Source organism: Pseudomonas sp. 32A (assembly GCF_052682255.1).
The window spans coordinates 2,857,700-2,880,310 of sequence record NZ_JBQYLY010000001.1 but is presented as its reverse complement, the minus strand read 5'-3'; the positions used below and the strand labels follow the sequence as shown (position 1 = coordinate 2,880,310).

Genomic DNA, 22,611 nt, shown 5'->3' with positions numbered 1-22,611 from the left:
TTCTCTCCTAGATGACTGCCGCGCAAATCAGCGTGATGCCGCGGGCTTGAATCTGGTCGCGGGCCTCAAGCGGCAGGCGATCATCGGTAATAAGGGTATGGACGCTGCCCCAGGGCAGTTCCAGGTTGGGGATCTTGCGGCCGATCTTGTCGGACTCGACCATCACCACCACTTCGCGGGCGACCTCGGCCATGACGCGGCTCAGGCCCAGCAATTCGTTGAAGGTGGTGGTGCCGCGCTCCAGGTCGATACCATCGGCACCAATGAAGAGCTGGTCGAAGTCGTAGGAACGCAATACTTGCTCGGCGACCTGGCCCTGGAACGAGTCCGAATGCGGGTCCCAGGTGCCGCCGGTCATCAATAACACCGGCTCGTGTTCCAGTTCGCTCAAGGCGCTGGCGACGTGCAGGGAGTTGGTCATCACCACCAGGCCGGGTTGCTGGCCCAGTTCGGGGATCATGGCGGCGGTGGTGCTGCCGCTGTCGATGATGATGCGTGCGTGTTCCCGCAAGCGCCTGACGGCCGCACGGGCGATGGCGCGCTTGTAGGCCGAGATGGGCTGGGCCGGGTCACCGACCAGTTCCTGGGGCATGGTGATGGCGCCGCCGTAGCGACGCAGCAACAGGCCGTTACTTTCAAGGGCAGCCAGGTCCTTGCGGATGGTGACTTCCGAGGTTTCGAAACGCTTGGCCAATTCGTCCACGCTGACTTCGCCTTGCTCGGTGAGCATGGCAAGAATGTTGTGGCGACGTTGGGGTGTATTTCGTTTCGACATGGTGGTGATAAGTTTCGTTTCGAAAGATAACGAAGGCAATCAAAACCTATTCACTCAAAATGGTCAAGCATGCGACTGAGTTTTTTGAATAAACGCAGATAAAAATGTGGGAGCGGGCTTGCTCGCGAAAGCGGTGTGTCAGTCAGCGCATGTGCAACCGAAAGACCGCCTTCGCGAGCAAGCCCGCTCCCACATGAGTACTACAGTGTTTCCGGGTTGTGGATAACTCAGGTCTTCTTGATTTTGACCGGGCGCTTCCAGCCGTCGATGTTGCGCTGGCGGGCGCGGGCTACACCGAGCTGCAACTTATCCACAGTCAGGTTGATTGTCGAGCCGGCGGCAGTGGTGGCGCCGTCGTCAATCGTCACAGGTGCTACAAGGGAGTTGTTGGAGCCGATAAACACGTCTTCACCGATGGTGGTCTGGTGTTTGTTGGCGCCGTCGTAGTTGCAGGTGATGGTACCGGCGCCAATGTTGGTGCGAGCACCGATCACAGCGTCACCCAGGTAGGTCAGGTGACCCACTTTCGCCTCATCGGCCAGCCGTGCGTTTTTCAGCTCAACGAAATTACCCACATGAGCTTTAGTGCCCAGCACGCTACCCGGACGCAGACGCGCGAACGGACCGGCATCACTGCCCTCGCCCATCTCCGCACCATCAATATGACTGTTGGCCTTGATCACCACGCCTTTGCGCAGGGTACTGTCCTTGATCACACAGTTCGGGCCAATCACCACGTCGTCTTCAATGACCACGCGGCCTTCGAGGATCACGTTGATATCAATCAGCACGTCGCGGCCTACGGTGACATCACCCCGCACATCGAAACGTGCCGGATCGCGCAGCGTCACGCCCAGCGCCATCAGGCGACGCCCTTCACGCAATTGGTAATGACGCTCCAGCTCCGCCAGTTGCTTGCGGTCGTTGGCGCCCTGCACTTCCATTGGGTCGTGGGGCTGTTCGGTGGCGACCACCAGGCCATCGCTGACGGCCATCTCGATGACGTCGGTCAGGTAGTACTCGCCCTGGGCGTTATTGTTGGACAGGCGGCTCATCCAGTCAGCCAGGCGATCGGCCGGAACCGCCAGGATGCCGGTGTTGCCTTCGGTGATGGCGCGCTGGGCTTCGCTGGCGTCTTTATGTTCGACGATGGCAGCGACCTTGCCGTCAGCGTTGCGTACGATGCGGCCGTAGCCGGTGGGGTCGTCCAGCTCGACGGTGAGCAGGCCCATCTGGCCTGGCACGACGTGTTTGAGCAGGCGCTGCAAGGTTTCCACTTCGATCAACGGCACGTCACCGTAGAGGATCAGCACGGTGTCGGCCTTGATGAACGGAACGGCTTGCGCAGTGGCATGGCCGGTACCCAATTGCTTGTCCTGCAATACGAAATTCAGGTCATCCGCCGCCAACCGCTCGCGCACCACATCAGCACCGTGGCCGATCACGACATGAATGCGCTGCGGATCCAGCTGTCGGGCGCTGTGGATAACATGGCCAAGCATGGAATTGCCGGCAACCGGGTGCAGCACCTTGGGCAGGGCCGAACGCATGCGGGTGCCCTGGCCTGCGGCAAGAATTACGATTTCGAGAGACATGAATGGCTACCAATCCTGGGCGGTCAGACTTCAGACCAAAGAAGTGTTTTGCAAAAAAAGAAAAAGGGTAGCCGAGGCTACCCTTTTTAATCAATCACGCATGAGGTTTGACGGCTTAGCCGCCAAACTTCTTGCGGATCTGCTGGACGGTGCGCAGCTGAGCTGCGGCCTCGGCCAGACGTGCAGCAGCAGAACCGTAGTCGAAATCTGCGCCTTTTTCGTTCAGGGCCTTCTCGGCAGCCTTGACGGCTTCCTGAGCGGAGGCTTCATCCAGGTCAGCAGCACGTTGCACGGTGTCGGCAAGTACCTTGACCATGTTCGGCTGAACCTCGAGGAAACCACCGGAGATGTAAAACACCTCCCGTTCCCCGCCCAGCTTGGTCAGAGTGATCGGACCAGGCTTCAAGGATGTAATCAATGGCGCGTGGCCAAAGTTAATACCCAGGTCGCCCAGTTCGCCGTGTGCAATCACACTCTCGATCTTACCGGAGAAGATTTCCCCTTCCGCGCTGACGATATCGCAATGGAATGTCATAGCCATCTGCTTGCCTCAACCTGATTAGCGCCCGTTGCCGGGCGCCGGAATTACAGTTTCTTGGCTTTCTCGATCGCTTCTTCGATGCCGCCGACCATGTAGAACGCTTGTTCTGGCAGGTGGTCGTAGTCACCGTTGAGGATGCCTTTGAAGCCAGCAATGGTGTCTTTCAGGGAAACGTATTTACCCGAGGCACCGGTGAAGACTTCAGCCACGAAGAACGGCTGCGACAAGAAGCGCTGGATCTTACGAGCGCGGGATACCAACTGCTTGTCGGTTTCCGACAGCTCGTCCATACCCAGGATCGCAATGATGTCCTTCAGTTCTTTGTAACGCTGCAGAACGTACTGGACGCCGCGAGCGGTGTCGTAGTGTTCCTGGCCGATGACGTTCGGGTCCAGCTGGCGCGAAGTCGAGTCCAGTGGATCAACCGCTGGGTAGATACCCAGGGAGGCGATGTCACGGGACAGTACGACGGTGGCGTCCAAGTGGGCGAACGTGGTCGCTGGCGACGGGTCAGTCAAGTCATCCGCAGGTACGTATACCGCTTGGATCGAGGTGATCGAACCGTTTTTGGTCGAAGTGATACGCTCTTGCAGAGTACCCATCTCTTCGGCCAGGGTCGGCTGGTAACCTACTGCGGAAGGCATACGGCCCAGCAGTGCGGATACTTCAGTACCGGCCAGGGTGTAACGATAGATGTTGTCGACGAACAGCAGAACGTCGTTACCTTCGTCACGGAACTTCTCGGCCATGGTCAGGCCGGTCAGTGCTACGCGCAGACGGTTACCCGGCGGCTCGTTCATCTGACCGTAAACCAGTGCCACTTTGTCCAGAACGTTGGAATCCTTCATCTCGTGGTAGAAGTCGTTACCCTCACGAGTACGCTCACCCACACCGGCGAACACGGAATAACCGCTGTGCTCGATGGCGATGTTACGGATCAGTTCCATCATGTTTACGGTTTTGCCTACACCGGCACCACCGAACAGACCGACTTTACCGCCCTTGGCGAACGGGCAAACCAGGTCGATAACCTTGATGCCGGTTTCCAGCAGGTCGTTGCCGCCCGCTTGTTCCGCGAAGGAAGGCGCAGGACGGTGAATGCCCCAGCGCTCTTCGGTGTCGATTGGACCGGCTTCGTCGATCGGGTTACCGAGGACGTCCATGATCCGGCCCAGGGTCGCTTTACCGACCGGTACGGAGATGGCTGCGCCAGAGTCAGTGACTTCCAGACCGCGCTTCAAGCCTTCGGTGGAACCCATTGCAATGGTACGAACCACGCCGTCGCCCAGCTGCTGCTGAACTTCCAGGGTGGTGCCTGCATCGCTTTTGACTTTCAAAGCGTTGTAGATGCTCGGTACGCTGTCGCGTGGGAATTCCACGTCGATAACGGCGCCGATGATTTGAACGATACGTCCGCTACTCATAGCTGGATCCTCTGAATATTTGAACCGTTAAACCGCGGCAGCGCCGCCGACGATTTCCGAGATCTCTTGGGTGATCGCAGCCTGACGCGCCTTGTTGTAGATCAGCTGCAAATCGCTGATCAAATCACCGGCGTTGTCGGTAGCGTTCTTCATCGCGATCATCCGCGCAGCTTGTTCAGCCGCGTTGTTCTCGACCACCGCCTGGTACACCTGCGACTCCACGTAGCGCACCATCAAGCCGTCAAGCAGCTCTTTGGCGTCTGGTTCGTAGAGGTAGTCCCAGTGGTGCTTGAGTTCTTGTTCCGGGGTCGCCACCAATGGAATCAACTGCTCCACGGTAGGCTGCTGCGTCATGGTGTTGATGAACTTGTTGGACACCACGGAGAGGCGGTCAATCCGGCCTTCCAGGTATGCATCCAGCATCACTTTGACGCTGCCGATCAAATCATTGATCGACGGTTCTTCACCCAGGTGGCTGATAGCTGCAACGACGTTACCGCCGAAGTTGCGGAAAAAGGCCGCACCCTTGCTACCGACCACACACAGATCGATCTCGACGCCGTTTTCGCGGTTTACCGCCATGTCCTTGACCAGGGCCTTGAACAGGTTGGTATTCAAACCACCGCACAAACCACGGTCACTGCTCACCACGACATAACCGACGCGCTTAACTTCACGGTCGAGCATGAACGGGTGGCGATATTCCGGGTTGGCGTTGGCCAGATGACCAATAACCTGGCGGATACGCTCCGCGTAGGGACGGCTAGCAGCCATGCGCATTTGTGCCTTGCGCATTTTGCTGACCGCCACTTTTTCCATGGCGCTGGTGATCTTTTGCGTGCTTTTGATGCTCGCAATCTTACTGCGAATCTCTTTTGCGCCTGCCATGTAACACCTATCAGGTTAGCAAGCGGGAGCCTCGCGGCCCCCGCTGCGGCTTACCAGGTTTGGGTGGCCTTGAACTTCTCGATACCGGCTTTGATGCCAGCGTCGATGTCGTCATTGAAGTCACCCTTCACGTTGATCTTCGCCATCAATTCGGCGTGATCGCGGTTGAAGTAAGCAATCAGCGCTTGTTCGAAGCTGCCGACCTTGGTGATTTCAACGTCGGTCAGGAACCCACGCTCAGCGGCATACAGCGACAGCGCCATGTCAGCGATCGACATTGGTGCGTATTGCTTCTGCTTCATCAGCTCGGTAACGCGCTGACCATGCTCAAGTTGCTTACGGGTCGCTTCGTCCAGGTCAGAAGCGAACTGGGCGAATGCCGCCAGTTCACGGTACTGAGCCAGAGCGGTACGGATACCACCGGAGAGCTTCTTGATGATCTTGGTCTGAGCGGCACCACCCACACGGGATACCGAAACACCGGCGTTCACTGCAGGACGGATCCCGGAGTTGAACATGGCCGATTCCAGGAAGATCTGACCGTCGGTGATGGAAATCACGTTGGTCGGAACGAACGCGGAAACGTCGCCAGCCTGGGTTTCGATGATCGGCAGTGCGGTCAGGGAACCGGTTTTGCCGGTCACTGCGCCGTTGGTGAACTTCTCTACGTATTCTTCCGAAACGCGGGATGCGCGCTCCAGCAGACGGGAGTGGAGATAGAACACGTCGCCTGGGTAAGCTTCACGGCCTGGTGGACGGCGCAGCAGCAGGGAAATCTGGCGGTAAGCCACTGCTTGCTTGGACAGATCGTCATAAACGATCAGCGCGTCTTCACCGCGGTCGCGGAAGTATTCGCCCATGGTGCAACCGGAGTACGGTGCCAGGAACTGAAGTGCAGCGGATTCGGAAGCACTGGCGGCCACGACGATGGTGTTAGCCAGGGCGCCGTTTTCTTCCAGCTTGCGAACCACGTTGGCGATGGTCGATTGTTTCTGACCGATGGCTACGTAGACGCAGAAAATCCCGCTGTCTTTCTGGTTGATGATCGCGTCGATCGCCAGAGCGGTTTTACCGATCTGACGGTCACCGATGATCAGCTCACGCTGGCCACGGCCGACAGGAATCATGGCATCGACAGCTTTGTAGCCAGTCTGTACAGGCTGGTCTACCGACTTACGCCAGATCACGCCTGGAGCAACTTTCTCGACCGCATCGGTCTCGGTGTTGTTCAGCGGACCTTTGCCGTCAACTGGGTTACCCAGTGCGTCGACAACGCGACCCAGCAGTTCCTTACCAACCGGAACTTCCAGGATGCGGCCTGTGCACTTGGCGCTCATGCCTTCAGCCAGAGTCTGGTAGGAGCCCAATACAACGGCACCTACAGAGTCTTGCTCCAGGTTGAGAGCCATACCGTAGACGCCGCCCGGAAACTCGATCATCTCGCCGTACATGACGTCGGCCAGACCGTGAATCCGCACGATGCCGTCAGATACGCTGACGACAGTGCCTTCGTTACGGGCTTGGGAGGTCACATCGAGCTTGTCGATGCGGCCCTTGATAATTTCACTTATTTCGGAAGGATTGAGTTGCTGCATTGCTCTGCTGCCCCTTCAAACTCAAGATTTCAATGCTTCGGCAAGATTCGCGAGTTTGCCGCGAATCGAGCCATCGATAACCAGGTCGCCGGCGCGAATGATGACACCACCAATCAGGGTGGCATCCTCCGCAACTTGCAGGCGCACTTCCCGGTCGAGTCGTGCACTGAGAACCTTGGCGAGTTTGTCTTGCTGTTCTTGGTTCAATGCAAAAGCACTGGTCACTTCAACGTCTACCGATTTCTCTTGTTCGGCCTTGTACAGGTCAAACAGAGCGGCGATCTCCGGCAGAAGCGGGAGACGGTCGTTTTCGGCAACGACGTGGATGAAGTTCTGCACTTTTACATCAAACTTGTCGCCGCACACGTCAATAAACGTGGCGGCCTTGTCTGCGCTCGTCAGTCGCGGGGCCTTGAGCACGCGCTGCATGGTGTCGTCTTGCGACACTGCTGCAGCCAGGCCGAGCATGGCTGACCAAGAGGCCAGCTGCTGGTGGGCCTGGGCGTGCTCGAAGGCTGCCTTAGCGTAAGGTCGGGCCAACGTGGTCAATTCTGCCATGATCGCCCTCGCTTAAATTTCAGCAGCCAGTTTGTTTACCAGCTCCGCGTGCGCGTTTTGATCGATTGTGGCACCCAGGATCTTCTCAGCACCGCCGACGGCCAGAGCACCCAGTTGGGCACGCAGCGCATCTTTGACACCGTTCAGTTCCTGCTCGATCTCGGCTTGAGCCTGAACCTTCACACGGTCAGCGTCGATACGGGCTTTTTCAACAGCCTCTTCAACGATCTGGTTACCGCGTTTCTTGGCTTGCTCAATGATTTCAGCTGCCTGAGCTTTCGCTTCGCGCAGTTGTTGACCCGCTTTATCTTGGGCCAACTCCAGGTCGCGAGCTGCTCGTGCGGCAGCGTCCAGTCCATCTGCGATCTTCTTCTGACGTTCGTGCAAAGCCGCGATGACCGGAGGCCATACGAACTTCATGCAGAAAACTACAAAAATCAAGAACGCTAAGGACTGACCAATAATGGTTGCATTAATGTTCACGCCAATACCTCGCTCGTTCGTTGCACAACACACCAATCACTCGAAAAAACGAGTGATTAACCGGCGAGTTGACCAACGAAGGGGTTCGCGAAGGTGAAGAACAGAGCGATACCAACACCGATCATGGTCACGGCGTCGAGCAGGCCGGCGACGATGAACATTTTAACTTGCAGCATTGGAACCATTTCTGGCTGACGCGCTGCGCCTTCCAGGAACTTGCCGCCCAGCAGGCCGAAACCAATGGCAGTACCCAGGGCGCCCAGGCCGATCAACAGTGCAACAGCGATAGCGGTTAGACCAACTACAGTTTCCATCTTTCCTCCCGACTTTTACGTCGTATGGTTTAGGTTTTTTAGATTTTAAAGCGGTAAAACAAATCGTTTCATAGCCCTTCAGGGCTACCCTCCCGTTTGACCGGGAGGGACATCAGACTAGTCGAGACTGGTCTTAATGGTTCTCTTCGTGCGCCATCGACAGGTAGACGATGGTCAGCATCATGAAGATAAACGCCTGCAGGGTGATGATCAGGATGTGGAACACAGCCCACGCCCACTGCAGAACAATGCCCAGGCCGCTAAGCCAGAGCAGACCACTGCCGAACATCACAGCGATCAGAATGAACACCAGCTCGCCGGCATACATGTTGCCGAACAGTCGCAGAGCCAGGGAAATCGGCTTGGCGATCAGGGTCACGAATTCCAGCAGGAAGTTCACCGGGATCAGCAGGGCTTGAACGAAGATGTTCTTGCTGCCGAACGGGTGCAGGGTCAGTTCGCCGATGAAGCCGCCGATGCCCTTGATCTTGATGCTGTAGAAAATGATCAACACGAACACCGACAGGGCCATGCCCAGGGTAGCGTTCGGGTCAGTGGTCGATACGGCACGGAATGGAATGTGCGGATCGCCGGAGATCGCCATGGCCAACTGAGGAATCCAGTCGACCGGAATCAGGTCGACGGCGTTCATCAGGAACACCCAGACGAAGATGGTCAGTGCCAACGGTGCGATCACCGCGCTACGACCATGGAAGCTGTCTTTCACGCTGCCATCGACGAATTCGACCAATACTTCAACGAAGTTCTGCAAAGCACCTGGCTGACCGGAAGTCGCCTTCTTTGCCGCCATGCGGAAAATCAGGACGAAGATCAGACCCAATGCGACAGACCAGCCCAGAGTATCCAGGTGGAATGCCCAGAAGCCCATTTCTTTGGCTTCTGCTGCGGTGTGGGCAAAGCCCCAGCCGCCGTTGGGAAGCTGACCGAAGGTCAGGTTCTGCAAGTGGTGCTGGATATAGCCCGAAGCGGTTGTTTCTGCCATGGTTGCCTCAAACGCCCTAAGGTTTCGAAAGTCTTGTTTTCATTAGCAGGGGAGCGAACCAGCTGACCAGTTGGGTCAACACGAAGACGCCGAATACAGCCAGCGGCGCCAATGGCTTCACACCTGCAAAGGTCAGTGCAAACAGCACTGCCGTCAAAATCAGTTTCCCCGCTTCGCCGGCATAAAAAGACCGGACGATGGCTTGGGCTGCTCGGGCGCCGGAAAACCGAAAGGCCCTGTGAGCAAAATACATATTGGGCAGCAAGGCTATCAGGCCTCCGCAGAGTCCCGAGTATCCCGCTACGACTCCATGCCAATACCAAAGCGCCAAAGCGGCGATCAGCAAGATGACAAATTGAGCCACTAAAACCGGGAAAACGGCCAAGCGATGGAACGGCAACGTGTTTGGCGTGCGGGTTTCCATCACTCTTGCTCCTCAATAGTCGGCTGCCGGAAATCAATAACTTGGCATAATTTGTGCCGACAAAATGCGCGCAGAGTATAGGGGCGGTTCTGCCCCTATTCAACTGCCGGGTAGTGATTTCCGACTGCGCGCTACATAAGCAATTGTTTCAACGGATGTGGGCAAGGACGCCCTGAAGCTCATCCAATGAGTTATATCCGATGACCAATTGCCCTTTACCTTTCTTGCCGTGGCGAATTTGCACCGCAGAGCCTAGGCGCTCGGCCAGGCGCTGCTCCAGGCGTGCAATATCCGGATCAGGTTTGGCGGTTTCGACCGGAGCAGGTTTGCCACTGAGCCACTGGCGAACCAGGGCTTCGGTCTGACGAACGGTGAGGCCTCGTGCGACAACGTGTCGCGCCCCTTCAACCTGTTGATTTTCCGGCAAACCGAGCAAGGCACGGGCATGACCCATTTCCAGGTCGCCGTGGGAAAGCATGGTTTTGATGACTTCCGGCAACGCAATCAGGCGCAGCAGGTTGGACACGGTCACGCGGGATTTGCCCACCGCATCCGCGACCTCCTGCTGCGTCAGTTTGAATTCCTGCTGCAAACGCTGCAGGGCGATCGCTTCCTCGATCGGATTGAGGTCTTCACGCTGGATGTTCTCGATCAACGCCATGGCGATGGCGGTTTCATCCGGCACATCACGCACCATCGCCGGGATGGTTTCCTTGCCGGCCTGTTGGCTGGCGCGCCAGCGGCGTTCGCCGGCGATGATTTCAAAGCGGCCAGCACCAATCGGGCGCACCACGATCGGCTGCATCACGCCCTGGGCCTTGATCGAATTCGCCAATTCTTCCAGCGCCTGCGGGTCCATGTCCCGGCGCGGCTGGTATTTGCCGCGCTGGATCAGGTCCAGCGGCAGGTGCTGCAGCTCACGCTCGTCGGCCTGCACCGCTTGCTCTTCAAGGATCGTGACAGTCGGACCACTCAGCAGTGCATCCAGTCCACGTCCGAGACCTCGTTTCTTGACGGCCATGGGGATTCCTTAAGTTGGCTGGGCTGCAGCGGTGCGTGAATTGCGGCGTTGACGACGAACCATCTCGCCGGCCAGCGCCAGGTAGGCAATGGCACCACGGGATGATTTGTCGTACGCCAGCGCGGGCATGCCATAGCTTGGCGCTTCGGCCAGGCGGATATTGCGTGGAATCACGGTGTCGTAGAGCTGGTCGCCGAAGTGTTCCTTGAGCTGCGCCGATACATCGTTCATCAGGCTCAGGCGCGGGTCATACATGGTCCGCAGCAAGCCTTCGATTTGCAGGTTCGGGTTGAGCAACTCGGCAATACGCTTGATGTTATCCACAAGGTCGCTCAAGCCTTCGAGCGCGAAGTACTCGCACTGCATGGGGATAATCACCCCGTCGGCGGCAACCAGCGCGTTCAACGTCAGCATCGACAGCGACGGTGGGCAGTCGATCAAAATGTAGTCGTAATTCTCGCGGATCGGCGCCAGGGCGCTGCGCAGACGGCTTTCTTTCATCTGCATTTCCAGCAGCACCACTTCCGCCGCAGTCAAATCGCGGTTGGCCGGCAGCAGTTGATAACCGCCGTGCTCGGAATAGTGCATGGCCTGGGCCAGGTCACACTCGCCAATCAGCAAGTCGTAGACCGAGTTTTCCAGGCCGTGTTTATCCACACCGCTACCCATGGTGGCGTTGCCCTGTGGATCGAGATCGATCAACAGCACCCGACGCTTGGTAGCGACCAGGGATGCTGCGAGGTTGATGCAGGTGGTGGTTTTGCCCACGCCACCTTTCTGGTTCGCTATCGCGAATACCTTAGCCATTCTTGCTTGTGTTCCCAATCATGCCGTGCGGCGCAGTATCAGCAGATGGCGTTGGCCTTGGCAACCGGGTACGGCCAAGGCGTGTTCGCTATCGAGGTGGAAGTCTGCCGGCAATGCTAACAGCTCGTCGCTTGGATGAACGCCCTTCATTGCCAGCCAACGGGTATCGCGGTCGCCGAGGTGGCGGGTCCAGTTGCTGAAGTTCTCCATGCTGCTGAACGCCCGGGAAACAATTCCGTTGAAAGGCTGTTCAGGCGTAAAGGCTTCGACGCGACTGTGGATAACTTGCAGGTTATCCAGCTTGAGTTCGAGTTTCACCTGGGTCAGGAAGCGGGTTTTCTTGCCATTGCTGTCGAGGCAGGTCACTTGTGACTCGGGAAACAAAATCGCCAACGGGATGCCGGGCATGCCGCCGCCGCTGCCAACGTCAAGCCAGCGGCCGTTTTCGATAAACGGCATCACACTCAGACTGTCGAGCAGGTGGCGAGAGACCATTTCGTCTGGATCACGCACCGCCGTGAGGTTGTAAGCCTTGTTCCATTTGATCAACAGGGCCAGATAACCCAGCAGCAACTCGTGCTGGGCTTCGGTCAGGTTGACGCCAAGCTGGCGAGCACCTGTGGATAACTCTTCGGCGTGTTGCGAGGTGACCAACGAACTCAAGCGCTTTGCTCCAACTGACGGCCCGCGCCGCGTTTTTTCAAATGAATCATCAACAGCGAAATGGCTGCCGGCGTGACGCCCGGGATACGGGACGCCTGGCCCAGGGTCTCTGGTCGAGTTATCCCCAGCTTGCCTTGAATCTCTTTCGACAGCCCGGAAATGTTTGTGTAATCGATATCCACAGGCAACTTGGTGTCTTCACTGGCCCGCAGGCGAGCGATTTCATCCTGCTGGCGGTCAATGTACCCGGCGTATTTGGTCTTGATTTCGACCTGTTCGGCGACCTGTGGATCTTCTGCGCCAACGCCGGTGACCGAGATCAGCCCAGCGTAGTCGATTTCCGGACGGGACAGCAGGTTCAGCAAGTTGTATTCGTGAGTCAGCGGCGTGCCGAATTTTTCGGCAATCGCGTCGCCTTGCTCGGTGCCCGGGCGAACCCAGGTACTTTTCAGGCGCTGCTCTTCCAACTCGATGCTTTCGCGTTTTTTGCAGAAGGCAGCCCAACGCACATCGTCGACCAGGCCCAGCTCACGACCCTTTTCGGTCAAGCGCAGGTCGGCGTTGTCTTCCCGCAGGATCAGGCGGTATTCGGCCCGGGACGTAAACATCCGGTACGGTTCCTGGGTACCGAGAGTAATCAGGTCGTCGACCAACACCCCGATGTACGCCTCATCGCGACGCGGGCACCAGCTGTCTTTGCCCTGGGCACGCAGTGCCGCGTTGGCTCCGGCCAGCAAACCCTGGGCGCCTGCTTCTTCGTAACCGGTGGTGCCGTTGATTTGCCCAGCGAAGAACAAGCCGCCGATAACCTTGGTTTCCAGGCTGTATTTCAAGTCACGCGGATCGAAGTAGTCGTACTCGATGGCGTAACCAGGCCGCACGATGTGAGCGTTTTCCATACCGCGAATCGATTGCACGATCTGGATTTGCACGTCGAACGGCAAGGAAGTGGAAATCCCGTTCGGGTACAGCTCGTGGGTAGTCAACCCTTCCGGCTCGATAAAGACCTGGTGGCTTTCCTTGTCGGCAAAGCGGTGGATCTTGTCTTCGATCGACGGGCAGTAGCGCGGGCCAATACCTTCGATCACCCCGGAATACATCGGCGAACGGTCGAGGTTCGCGGCAATTATTTCGTGGGTGCGAGCGTTGGTGTGGGTAATCCAGCAACTGACCTGTTTCGGATGCTGTTCCTTGGAGCCCATGAACGACATCACCGGGATCGGTGTATCGCCGGCTTGCTCGGTCATCACCGAGAAATCCACAGACCGGCCATCAATTCGCGGCGGCGTGCCGGTTTTCAGGCGACCAACCCGCAGTGGCAGTTCGCGAAGGCGCTGAGCCAAGGCGATTGACGGTGGATCACCGGCGCGACCACCGGAATAGTTCTGCATACCGATGTGGATAAGTCCGCCGAGGAACGTACCGGTGGTCAACACCACGGATTCTGCGAAGAAACGCAGGCCCATTTGCGTGACAACACCGCGTACCTGGTCTTGTTCGACGATCAGGTCATCGGCTGCCTGTTGAAATATCCACAGGTTCGGCTGGTTTTCCAGGGTTTCGCGGACAGCGGCCTTGTACAGGATCCGGTCGGCTTGAGCACGGGTGGCTCGCACGGCCGGGCCTTTGCGGCTGTTCAATACGCGAAATTGAATACCACCTTTGTCGGTAGCCATGGCCATCGCGCCGCCCAGGGCATCGATTTCCTTGACCAAGTGGCTTTTGCCAATCCCGCCGATTGCGGGATTGCAGCTCATGGCGCCGAGGGTTTCCACGTTATGCGTCAGCAACAGGGTTTTTGCCCCCATGCGTGCTGACGCCAGTGCTGCCTCGGTACCGGCATGACCGCCGCCGATGACGATCACTTCAAAACGGGAAGGGAAATCCACCACGCACCTCGTGCCTGCTTCTGTAGGTAATTAGGAATGAGCGTTCGAGATCAGGTTTTCGAACGAGTCGGCAAGTATAGGGACTTCGCCCTTCCTAAAGAACCCTTTGCACAAAATTTAACCAGCTGTGGATGAATCACGAACAATAGAAATTAAAAGAGAGAAATTTATTAAATCTTTGTTTTTATGTTTATTTCTACTGAGGCATGTTTCTGTGGATAGATCTCTACAGGCCTTTATTTTCGTTATGTACAAAGATTCAAAAGTCTGTGGTTAGGTGCCAAGGAGGCCGTTGGATAAGTGCTTTAAGCCTGTGGATTAAACAGGTGGTTATCCACAGATGGGTTTTTACTCAGGTTTCAAGCCTGGTTATCAACCGGGCACAGGGGCGGTTATTCACAGGGCTTAATCCACAGAAAATACGGATTTCGATAAGTTTCAGGCACACGGCGGCCTCCAAGAATCTTCGGATAGGCAGGAAACGCTTCGTTTGCATTTGTGAAACGGGTTGATGGCAGGCCTATTGTGAGAAAGCGTCACGGCAGTTAATAATAGTTATTATCATTAACCTACCTCGTCACCTCTCATGGCCCTTCCCCCACATACCCTTGCAGTCCAGCACATCTATGAGCAGCACCATTCGTGGTTGCATAGCTGGCTCAAGGGAAAGTTGCATAACGCCTGCGATGCAGCTGACGTGGCACACGATACGTTCGTGCGGATTCTGGGTGGCCGCAATGCGGCGCAGATCCTCGAGCCCAGGGACTATCTGGCCACGGTTGCCAGGGGACTGGTGATTGACCGCTATCGCCGCCGTGCCATTGAACAAGCCTATCTGCAAACCCTCGCAGACCGGCCAGAAGCAACCGCAATCAGTGAAGAAGACAAGGCCATCATCATTGAAACCCTGGTGGCTGTGGATAAAGCCTTGTATGGGCTGGGCGAGCGGGCTCGGCGAATTTTCATGCTGTCCCAGGTCGAAGGCCTGACTTATCAACAGATCGCCGATCAGCTGCGGGTCTCGCTGACCACCGTCAAGAAACATATGGTCCGCGCCCTGACAGAATGCGCCCTGATCATGGCGGGCGCGTAATGGCCGCCCCGGATCGCAAGACGTTCGAAGCCGCCGCCAGTTGGTACGTGCAATTTCAATCGCAACCCCCTACACCTGCGGAACACAGTGCCTGGCAGCAATGGCTCAACGGTGATCCATCCCATCAGGCGGCCTGGAACCAGATGGAGCAGTTGCAACGTGGCCTCGGTGCGCTACCCAAGGACTTCACCCGTCGTGCGCTCTCGGCCAGTCAACAACGGCGGCAAGTGCTCAAGCTGATGCTGATGCTCGGTGCCGCCGGGTACTTGGGGTGGAACGTTCAACAACACACGTCCCTGGGCAACCTCTGGGCAGACTATCGAACAAAGGTCGGCGAACGACGGCGAATCGGGTTGGCCGACGGCACTCAAATTGACCTCAATACGAACACGGCTATCGACGTACTTTTCGATGGGCAGCAGCGACTGGTCCGTTTGCGTGAGGGGGAAGTACTTATCCACACCGGCAAGTCGGGCCGGCAAACACCGTTTTATGTCGAAACCCGTGAGGGCCGTGTTCAAGCCTTGGGGACGCGGTTCACTGTTCGCCAACTGCAAGGGTCGACGCGGGTTGGTGTGCTGGAAGACCGGGTCAGTGTGCAACCCGTCGACCAGCCGGGCCATAGCCGAGTGCTCGGACCTGGTGAGAGTGTCGACTTCGGTACGCAAGACGTTGGCCCCAGCCATATTTATCGCGGGAACCAAGCCGCATGGGTCGACGGCCAATTGATCGTCCTGGACGCGCGGCTGGGGGATGTCATCGATGAACTCGCGCGCTATCGGCCGGGCGTCATGCAGTGCGATGCCGCATCGGCACGGCTGCGGGTGTCCGGCACTTTCCGTCTGGATTCCACCGACGCCGTATTGGCCAACCTGCAGGTCACGCTGCCGATCCAGGTGAAGTATTTCACCCGCTACTGGGTTGCCGTCACGCTTACAGGTTGATACCGAAAAATACTCTCAGCAGGGGTTATCTTTTTTTTACCTGGCGCGGCCCTACAGGTAATCACGATGCTACCTTCAGGGCTTACTCACACATGCGCCTTCCTACAAAACTTCGCCAGCGTCTCTCCTATCACGGCATCACGTATGGCTTGCTGCTGACTACGGCAGCGACTGCCAGCGCCTTGTCATGCACCCAGGCCATTGCTGCCAGTTCGGTGCAACATTACGCGATCGCCCCCGGGCCACTCGACAATGCCTTGAGCCAATTCGCATCGAAGGCCAATGTGATTCTGTCATTCTCGCCGCAACAGACGGCGAGCTTGCAGAGTCCTGGGCTGGAGGGTGACTACTCGGTGGAGCAGGGGTTTGCGTTATTGCTGCAAAACTCGGGATTGCAGGCGGCGGCTCAAGGCCCCGGCAGCTATGCGCTGCAGCCGGCCACGAGCGGGGAACAACTCATGTTGGCTCCGACGACTGTCAGCACTTATCAACAGACCGGTTTCAATCAGGAGATTGCCGGGGACGTAGGTTACAAGGCGCAAAACAGCCGAATCGGTACCAAGACCAGCACACCATTGTCGGAAACCCCACGCTCGGTGTCAGTGGTGACCGGCCAGCGCATCAAGGATCAAAAATCCCAGACGCTCACCGAAGTGCTGGGCTATGTGCCGGGAATCTTCGCCCCACCCTTCGCTGCGGGCGATGGCCTGGCGGGTGACCTGTTCTTCATTCGCGGCTTCAACGCCACGGATTATGGCTACGGCCTGCTGCGCGATGGCTTGCGAGTACAAGGCAACCGGTATGACACCACCAGCGAACCTTATGGGCTGGAACGGGTAGAAATATTCCGTGGTCCTTCTTCCCTGCTCTACGGCGAAAACGCACCCGGTGGTCTGGTCAACCTGGTGAGTAAACACCCGACAGCTACACCACAAGGCGAAGTTCAGCTGACCTACGGTTCGAATAATCGCCGCCAGGTAGGTGTGGATATCTCCGGTCCGTTGAACGACAACGACAATATTCTTGGACGCGTGGTGATGCTCGGCAGAAAGTCCGACACCCAGACCGATCACGTTCCCGATGACCGCTTGTATATCGCACCGTCCCTGACCCTCAATTTCGACGACTACAACACTCTGACGCTGCTGGCCAACTACCAGAAAGACCACACTAATCTTGAACTTGGCCTACCTGCCGCCGGCACGTTACTGACCAACCCCAACGGGAAGCTCTCCAAGCACACCATGCTCGGTGACCCGGACTGGAACACCTTCGAACGGGAAACCTGGAGCACCGGCTACGAGTTCAGCCACAGCTTCAACGATGACTGGCAGTTTCGGCAGAACTCGCGCTACATGCAGTCGCGAATCACCCGCCATGAAACCTGGCCAGGCAACCTGAATAATGCGGGGTTCGGCACCCAGCTGAACATGAATGCCTACGACCGCTACAACAAATCGATGGTCTACTCGCTGGATAACCAGTTGGAAGGAAAATTCCAGGTAGGCGGCCTGGAAAATACCGTGCTGTTCGGTGCCAGCTATGACCGGACCTCCTTCAGCCAGGATTGGAATGCCGGATTTGCAGGCACGATCAATGTGTATAACCCGGTGTACCTGAGGGACCCATTGACGCCTCTCGCGGTGCAAAACACGTTGCTCGAACAGCAGATGAAAGGTGTTTATGCACAGGTCCAGAGCAAGTATGACCACTGGTTATTCTTGCTCGGCGGACGCCAGGACTGGGTCGACAGTGATTTCCGCGACAAGGTGGCCAAGGCCGGCAACATCAGTTCTGAAGACCGCAAATTCACCTATCAGGGCGGGATCATGTACCAGTTCGACAACGGCCTGACGCCGTATGTCAGCTACTCGACTGCGTTCGTCCCGGTACAGCAGATCTCCAATGCCGGCACACCGCTGGACCCGATCACCAGCAGTCAATATGAAGTAGGCCTCAAGTACGAGCCGATCGGCTGGGACACGGCGATGACGTTGTCGGTCTATGACTTGCGCAAGCAGGACGACACGTACCTCGACGCCACGACCAATACCTACCGCCAGGTGGGCGAAAGCCGGGCCAAGGGCGTGGAAGTGGAGGTCAACAGCAACCTCACCCCTAATTTGAACGTGACTGCGGCCTACACCTACACCGATGCTCGGATTACCAAGGATTCGGCAACGTCGCTCGTGGAAGGTCACCAAATGACCGGTGTCCCACGTAATCAGGCTTCGGTCTGGGGCAAGTACCGCTTTCTTGATGGCCAACTCAAGGGCTTGTCCGTCGGCGGCGGCATGCGCTACTTCGACAGCACGTTCGCTTACACCGCGCCTTCCCTTTACGGGAAGTTGGATGCTGGAAGCGTAACGTTGGTGGATGCCGCCATTGGTTACCAGATTGACAAGCACTGGTCGGTGGACGTGAACGCTAAGAACCTGTTCGACAAGGAGTATGTGTCCGGCTGCAACGATGCAGGCCGCTGCTATTGGGGTGAAAGCCGGACGTTACTGGGAACAGTTTCCTACAACTGGTGACGTGCCAGCTGTGGATAACCTGGCTATTTACCGATACAGAAGCTTGAAAAAATCCGCCCCAACAAATCATCGGAGCTGAATGCGCCGGTGATCTCACCCAACAGCTGCTGCGCCTGACGTAAATCTTCAGCCAGCAGCTCACCGGCGCCTGCCAGCGTCAGCTGCGCGCGACCATGCTCGAGGGCGGCGCTGGCATGCCGCAGCGCCTCCAGGTGCCTGCGACGAGCGCTGAAGCTGCTTTCCGAGGTCTGCTCGTAGCCCATGCACGCTTTCAGATGATCGCGCAGCAGTTCCAGCCCCTCTCCCGCAGACTTGGCACTTAAGCTGATCGTCACGTGGCCGTCCTCACTGACTTCCAGGGTGATCGCCTCACCCGTCAGGTCGGCCTTGTTTCGAATCAGCGTGACCTTGGCCGGGTCTGGCCGCTGTTCGAGAAATTCCGGCCACAGAGCAAACGGATCTGCTGCCTCTGGCGCCGTGGCATCCACCACCAGCAGCACACGATCGGCCTCAGTGATCGCCTTCAACGCGCGTTCCACCCCGATCTTTTCCACCTGATCATCGGTGTCACGCAGCCCGGCCGTGTCCACCACATGCAGTGGCATACCATCGATGTGGATATGTTCGCGCAAGATATCCCGGGTGGTGCCGGCGATCTCGGTAACGATGGCCGCTTCTCGCCCCGCCAGTGCGTTGAGCAGGCTCGACTTGCCGGCGTTGGGTCGGCCGGCAATCACCACCGTCATACCGTCACGCAGCAAGGCACCTTGCCCGGCTTCGCGCAGCACTGTGGATAACTCATCACGAACCTTATCCAGCATCGCCAGGACATGGCCATCGGCGAGGAAGTCGATTTCTTCCTCCGGGAAATCAATCGCGGCCTCAACGTAGATTCGCAGGCTGATCAATTGCTCGGTGAGGTTATGCACACGCAGGGAAAATGCGCCCTGCAACGAGCGCAACGCATTGCGCGCGGCTTGTGCAGAACTGGCTTCGATCAGGTCGGCAATCGCCTCGGCCTGGGCCAGGTCGAGTTTATCGTTGAGGAACGCGCGTTCGCTGAATTCACCCGGGCGTGCCAGGCGGCAACCCAACTGCAGGCACCGCTGCAGCAGCATGTCCAGAACGATCGGGCCACCGTGGCCTTGCAGTTCCAGGACGTCTTCGCCGGTAAATGAGTTCGGCCCCGGAAAATAAAGGGCAATACCTTCGTCCAGCACCTCTTCATCAGTACCTAAAAACGGCCCGTAATGCGCATACCGCGGCTTCAGCTCCCGACCGCTGATGGCTTGGGCAGCCACGCCGGCGAGCGGCCCGGAAATACGAACGATACCGACACCACCACGACCTTGAGCGGTGGCGACAGCGGCGATGGTTTCACGAGGAGCGCTCATGGCGGGTACTCGGATAAAAGTGACGGAAAGCAAAACGCCCCACTAGGGGGCGTCTTGAGTGGTGTTATCCACAGAGTAAATTACGCCTCGGCTTTTTTGGTAGCCGCTTCGATTTTACGTGTGATGTACCACTGTTGGGAGATCGACAAGCAGTTGTTGACCACCCAGTACAGCACTAGACCAGCCGGGAACCACAGGAAGAAGAAGGTGAAGATGATTGGCATCATTTTCATTACCTTGGCCTGCATCGGGTCCGGCGGAGTCGGGTTCAGACGCTGCTGGATGAACATGGTCGCGCCCATGATGATCGGCAGGATAAAGAACGGGTCTTTGATCGACAGGTCAGTTATCCACAGCATGAACGGAGCCTGGCGCATTTCCACGCTTTCCAGGAGCACCCAGTACAGCGACAGGAACACCGGCATCTGCACCAGAATCGGCAAGCATCCACCCAGCGGGTTGATCTTCTCTTTCTTGTACAGCTCCATCATGGCCTGCGACATTTTCTGCCGGTCATCGCCATGTTGTTCTTTCAGCGCGGCCAGTTTCGGGGCCACGGCACGCATACGTGCCATCGACTTGTAGCTGGCAGCCGACAGTGGGAAGAAGATCCCCTTGATCAACATGGTCAGCAGGATGATCGAGAAGCCCCAGTTGCCGACGATGCTGTGGATATGTTGCAGCAGCCAGAAGATAGGCTGGGCAATGAACCACAGAATGCCGTAATCCACAGTCAGTTCCAGACCTGGGGATAACTCTTTCAGCACAGCCTGGCTCTTCGGACCGGCGTACAACGTAGCACTCGCTTCGGCCTTGGCACCCGGAGCGACGGTCAACGTCGGGCCAGTAAAGCCAATGATGTAGTTGCCTTGGCTGTCTTTACGGGTTTGAACCAGGTTGGCATCACCCTTGTTCGGGATCCATGCGGTCACGAAGTAGTGTTGCAACCAGGCAACCCAGCCACCTTGAACGGTTTCTTTCAGCGCGCCCTTGTCGATATCTTTCATCGACACTTTTTTGTACGGCTCGTTACTTGTCCACAGGGCGGCGCCCAGGTAAGTCGCGGTGCCGGTGGCAGTGCTGGAAGAAGGATCGGCGCTGTTGTCACGCTTGAGCTGGGCAAACAGGTTGCCAGTCCACGGCTTGGCGCTCTCGTTGTCGATCAGATAAGTGACTTTCAGATCGTACAAACCGCGAGTGAAGCTGAAGCGCTTGATGTAGTTGACGCCGTCGTGACTGAATTTCAGGTCAACGTTCAACTGGTTCTGGCCATCAGCCAGTTGATAAGTCTTCTGTTCGGTCGAATAAACCGGACGACCGGTAGCACGAGCATCCGGACCGTCAGTGCCAGTCAGGCCACTTTGTGCCAGATATACACGTTCGCCGCCGTTATCGAACAGCTGGAACGGAACATCCGGATGGTCTTGGCGACGTGGATACAGCGGCAATTTCAGCTGCGCGATATCGCCACCCTGAGGATCGATTGCCAGGTCCAGTACATCCGTTTTTACATGGATGAGGTCTTTATTGGTGACGACCGGGGTTTCTACCGGGGTGCTGGTATCGGCATTCGCGCTGGGTACATCGGCACTGGCGGCAGCATTGTTACCCAGTGGCGTATCCGGAATAGCCGGCGCCGACTGATTGGTAGCAACATTCTGAGTCGGCAGGGCAGCTTGGCCATAATCCTGGTTCCACTTAAGAACCATAGAGTAGGACACGATTGCCAGGGCGACGATCAGGATCGTGCGTTTAATATCCATGATTACTCGGCCATCGAAGAAGAACGGGAGGTAGGGATAGGCGGAACCGGGTCATAACCACCGGGATTCCACGGATGACAGCGACCTAAACGACGAAAGGTCAGCCAGCCACCGCGCAGAAGGCCATGATTTTCTATGGCTTCCAACGCGTAGCAGGAACAACTGGGGTAGAAACGACAGTGGTTTGCCATCAGGGGACTAATGGCATAGCGGTAAAACTGGATCGGAACGAGCGCCAGTTTACGCATCAGTACTGTCTACCCCTACAGTTTCGGTGCTGACAGCTGGTGCTGGCTTGTTGGTACGAGCCAAACGTTTCCAGAGCTTGCCGAAATGCTGAATCAATTCGGGGTTTTCTACGTCCCCCAAGCCTTTGCGCGCGACGATAACAATATCCCAACCAACCAGAGTCTCCTGGTGGAGGCGAAACGATTCGCGCATCAGACGCTTGAGGCGATTGCGCTCAACGGAGAGCTTTACGCTCTTCTTGCCGATCACCAACCCGAGACGGGGGTGATCCAGATCGTTGTTACGCGCAAGGAGCAGGAGATTTTTCCCCGGAACCTTGCCGGTGGGGGAGTCAAAGACTGCCTTGAAATGCCGGGGGGTTAGCAGACGCTTTTCCCGACTGAAGTCCTGACTCACCACCAGTACCGGATTATCAAACTGCCAGACGCGCACGACCTTTGGCGCGGCGACGCGACAGGACAGCACGGCCGTTCTTGGTGGCCATGCGAGCACGGAAGCCGTGAGTACGGGCGCGTTTGATGGTGCTTGGTTGGAAAGTACGTTTCATGGCGTGTTACCTGGTTCGTCCACAACGGGCCGGAATGGCCCCCGTTTTAAGAGACCGGCGATTCTAGAGAAAGCAAGCCTCTAGGTCAATTTCCAACCAGCTTTTCC

At 57.2% G+C, this 22,611-nt stretch carries 23 protein-coding genes; 3 read left to right on the top strand and 20 right to left on the bottom strand.

Features of this window, described 5'->3' with window-relative positions; genetic code table 11:
- Window positions 1-7: 7 nt before the first annotated feature.
- The 15 genes from ACUN0G_RS13110 to mnmG form a co-directional block, all read right to left on the bottom strand.
- On the bottom strand, window positions 8-775 hold the full coding sequence (locus tag ACUN0G_RS13110) for a DeoR/GlpR family DNA-binding transcription regulator (protein WP_309254046.1): 768 nt from the start codon (window positions 773-775) through the stop codon (window positions 8-10).
- A 227-nt stretch (window positions 776-1,002) separates the two neighbouring features.
- Complete coding sequence (gene glmU / locus ACUN0G_RS13105) at window positions 1,003-2,370, bottom strand: bifunctional UDP-N-acetylglucosamine diphosphorylase/glucosamine-1-phosphate N-acetyltransferase GlmU (protein WP_421551208.1); 1,368 nt, start codon at window positions 2,368-2,370, stop codon at window positions 1,003-1,005.
- Between the two features lie 115 nt (window positions 2,371-2,485).
- Window positions 2,486-2,911 (bottom strand): F0F1 ATP synthase subunit epsilon, encoded by a 426-nt coding sequence (locus ACUN0G_RS13100; protein ID WP_445573604.1) that lies wholly within the window; start codon window positions 2,909-2,911, stop codon window positions 2,486-2,488.
- Window positions 2,912-2,955: 44 nt separating this feature from the next.
- Window positions 2,956-4,335: a F0F1 ATP synthase subunit beta gene (gene atpD, locus ACUN0G_RS13095; RefSeq protein WP_003213545.1), complete on the bottom strand. Its 1,380-nt coding sequence runs from the start codon at window positions 4,333-4,335 to the stop codon at window positions 2,956-2,958.
- A gap of 27 nt (window positions 4,336-4,362) precedes the next feature.
- Complete coding sequence (gene atpG / locus ACUN0G_RS13090; protein WP_076013260.1) at window positions 4,363-5,223, bottom strand: F0F1 ATP synthase subunit gamma; 861 nt, start codon at window positions 5,221-5,223, stop codon at window positions 4,363-4,365.
- A 50-nt stretch (window positions 5,224-5,273) separates the two neighbouring features.
- The gene (atpA, locus tag ACUN0G_RS13085; RefSeq protein WP_003213549.1) at window positions 5,274-6,818 is read right to left on the bottom strand and encodes a F0F1 ATP synthase subunit alpha; all 1,545 of its coding nucleotides are present in this window, start codon (window positions 6,816-6,818) and stop codon (window positions 5,274-5,276) included.
- 21 nt (window positions 6,819-6,839) lie between these two features.
- Entirely contained in the window at window positions 6,840-7,376 is a 537-nt protein-coding gene (locus ACUN0G_RS13080; protein WP_003213551.1) for a F0F1 ATP synthase subunit delta, read from the bottom strand.
- A 12-nt stretch (window positions 7,377-7,388) separates the two neighbouring features.
- Complete coding sequence (locus ACUN0G_RS13075) at window positions 7,389-7,859, bottom strand: F0F1 ATP synthase subunit B (RefSeq protein ID WP_008439543.1); 471 nt, start codon at window positions 7,857-7,859, stop codon at window positions 7,389-7,391.
- 56 nt (window positions 7,860-7,915) lie between these two features.
- Window positions 7,916-8,173 carry a F0F1 ATP synthase subunit C gene (gene atpE / locus ACUN0G_RS13070; RefSeq protein ID WP_002555987.1) on the bottom strand — a complete coding sequence of 86 codons (258 nt, stop codon included), beginning with the start codon at window positions 8,171-8,173 and terminating at the stop codon, window positions 7,916-7,918.
- 133 nt (window positions 8,174-8,306) lie between these two features.
- A complete protein-coding gene (atpB, locus tag ACUN0G_RS13065) occupies window positions 8,307-9,176 on the bottom strand; it encodes a F0F1 ATP synthase subunit A (protein WP_017477891.1) in 870 nt (289 codons plus the stop codon).
- Window positions 9,177-9,192: 16 nt separating this feature from the next.
- A complete protein-coding gene (locus ACUN0G_RS13060) occupies window positions 9,193-9,600 on the bottom strand; it encodes a F0F1 ATP synthase subunit I (protein WP_181077562.1) in 408 nt (135 codons plus the stop codon).
- 148 nt (window positions 9,601-9,748) lie between these two features.
- Entirely contained in the window at window positions 9,749-10,621 is an 873-nt protein-coding gene (locus ACUN0G_RS13055) for a ParB/RepB/Spo0J family partition protein (RefSeq protein ID WP_445573603.1), read from the bottom strand.
- Between the two features lie 9 nt (window positions 10,622-10,630).
- Window positions 10,631-11,428 carry a ParA family protein gene (locus tag ACUN0G_RS13050; protein WP_017477894.1) on the bottom strand — a complete coding sequence of 266 codons (798 nt, stop codon included), beginning with the start codon at window positions 11,426-11,428 and terminating at the stop codon, window positions 10,631-10,633.
- Window positions 11,429-11,446: 18 nt separating this feature from the next.
- Window positions 11,447-12,091: a 16S rRNA (guanine(527)-N(7))-methyltransferase RsmG gene (rsmG, locus tag ACUN0G_RS13045; protein WP_003213561.1), complete on the bottom strand. Its 645-nt coding sequence runs from the start codon at window positions 12,089-12,091 to the stop codon at window positions 11,447-11,449.
- On the bottom strand, window positions 12,088-13,980 hold the full coding sequence (gene mnmG, locus ACUN0G_RS13040) for a tRNA uridine-5-carboxymethylaminomethyl(34) synthesis enzyme MnmG (RefSeq protein WP_063034100.1): 1,893 nt from the start codon (window positions 13,978-13,980) through the stop codon (window positions 12,088-12,090). The genes rsmG and mnmG overlap by 4 nt, the downstream gene beginning before the upstream one ends.
- A 586-nt stretch (window positions 13,981-14,566) precedes the next feature.
- Between mnmG and ACUN0G_RS13035 the strand changes: the two genes are divergently transcribed.
- The 3 genes from ACUN0G_RS13035 (at window position 14,567) to ACUN0G_RS13025 (ending at window position 18,551) form a co-directional block, all read left to right on the top strand.
- Window positions 14,567-15,073 (top strand): sigma-70 family RNA polymerase sigma factor, encoded by a 507-nt coding sequence (locus ACUN0G_RS13035; RefSeq protein WP_258342951.1) that lies wholly within the window; start codon window positions 14,567-14,569, stop codon window positions 15,071-15,073.
- Window positions 15,073-16,017, top strand: coding sequence for a FecR domain-containing protein (locus tag ACUN0G_RS13030; RefSeq protein ID WP_445573602.1), 945 nt, complete (start codon window positions 15,073-15,075; stop codon window positions 16,015-16,017). The genes ACUN0G_RS13035 and ACUN0G_RS13030 overlap by 1 nt, the downstream gene beginning before the upstream one ends.
- A 92-nt stretch (window positions 16,018-16,109) precedes the next feature.
- The gene (locus tag ACUN0G_RS13025) at window positions 16,110-18,551 is read left to right on the top strand and encodes a TonB-dependent siderophore receptor (RefSeq protein ID WP_445573601.1); all 2,442 of its coding nucleotides are present in this window, start codon (window positions 16,110-16,112) and stop codon (window positions 18,549-18,551) included.
- Between the two features lie 23 nt (window positions 18,552-18,574).
- Here the strand turns inward: ACUN0G_RS13025 and mnmE are convergent, their stop codons facing one another.
- From mnmE to rpmH, 5 genes are all read right to left on the bottom strand, one after another.
- Entirely contained in the window at window positions 18,575-19,945 is a 1,371-nt protein-coding gene (gene mnmE, locus ACUN0G_RS13020) for a tRNA uridine-5-carboxymethylaminomethyl(34) synthesis GTPase MnmE (RefSeq protein ID WP_445573600.1), read from the bottom strand.
- Window positions 19,946-20,025: 80 nt separating this feature from the next.
- Window positions 20,026-21,708, bottom strand: coding sequence for a membrane protein insertase YidC (gene yidC, locus ACUN0G_RS13015; RefSeq protein WP_010168487.1), 1,683 nt, complete (start codon window positions 21,706-21,708; stop codon window positions 20,026-20,028).
- A gap of 2 nt (window positions 21,709-21,710) precedes the next feature.
- Entirely contained in the window at window positions 21,711-21,956 is a 246-nt protein-coding gene (yidD, locus tag ACUN0G_RS13010; RefSeq protein ID WP_003213574.1) for a membrane protein insertion efficiency factor YidD, read from the bottom strand.
- Window positions 21,949-22,353: a ribonuclease P protein component gene (gene rnpA, locus ACUN0G_RS13005; protein WP_010168490.1), complete on the bottom strand. Its 405-nt coding sequence runs from the start codon at window positions 22,351-22,353 to the stop codon at window positions 21,949-21,951. Before rnpA ends, yidD begins: the two co-directional genes overlap by 8 nt.
- Window positions 22,354-22,369: 16 nt before the next feature.
- Window positions 22,370-22,504, bottom strand: a complete 135-nt coding sequence (gene rpmH, locus ACUN0G_RS13000) for a 50S ribosomal protein L34 (RefSeq protein ID WP_003213577.1) — start codon at window positions 22,502-22,504, stop codon at window positions 22,370-22,372.
- Between the last annotated feature and the right edge of the window lie 107 nt (window positions 22,505-22,611).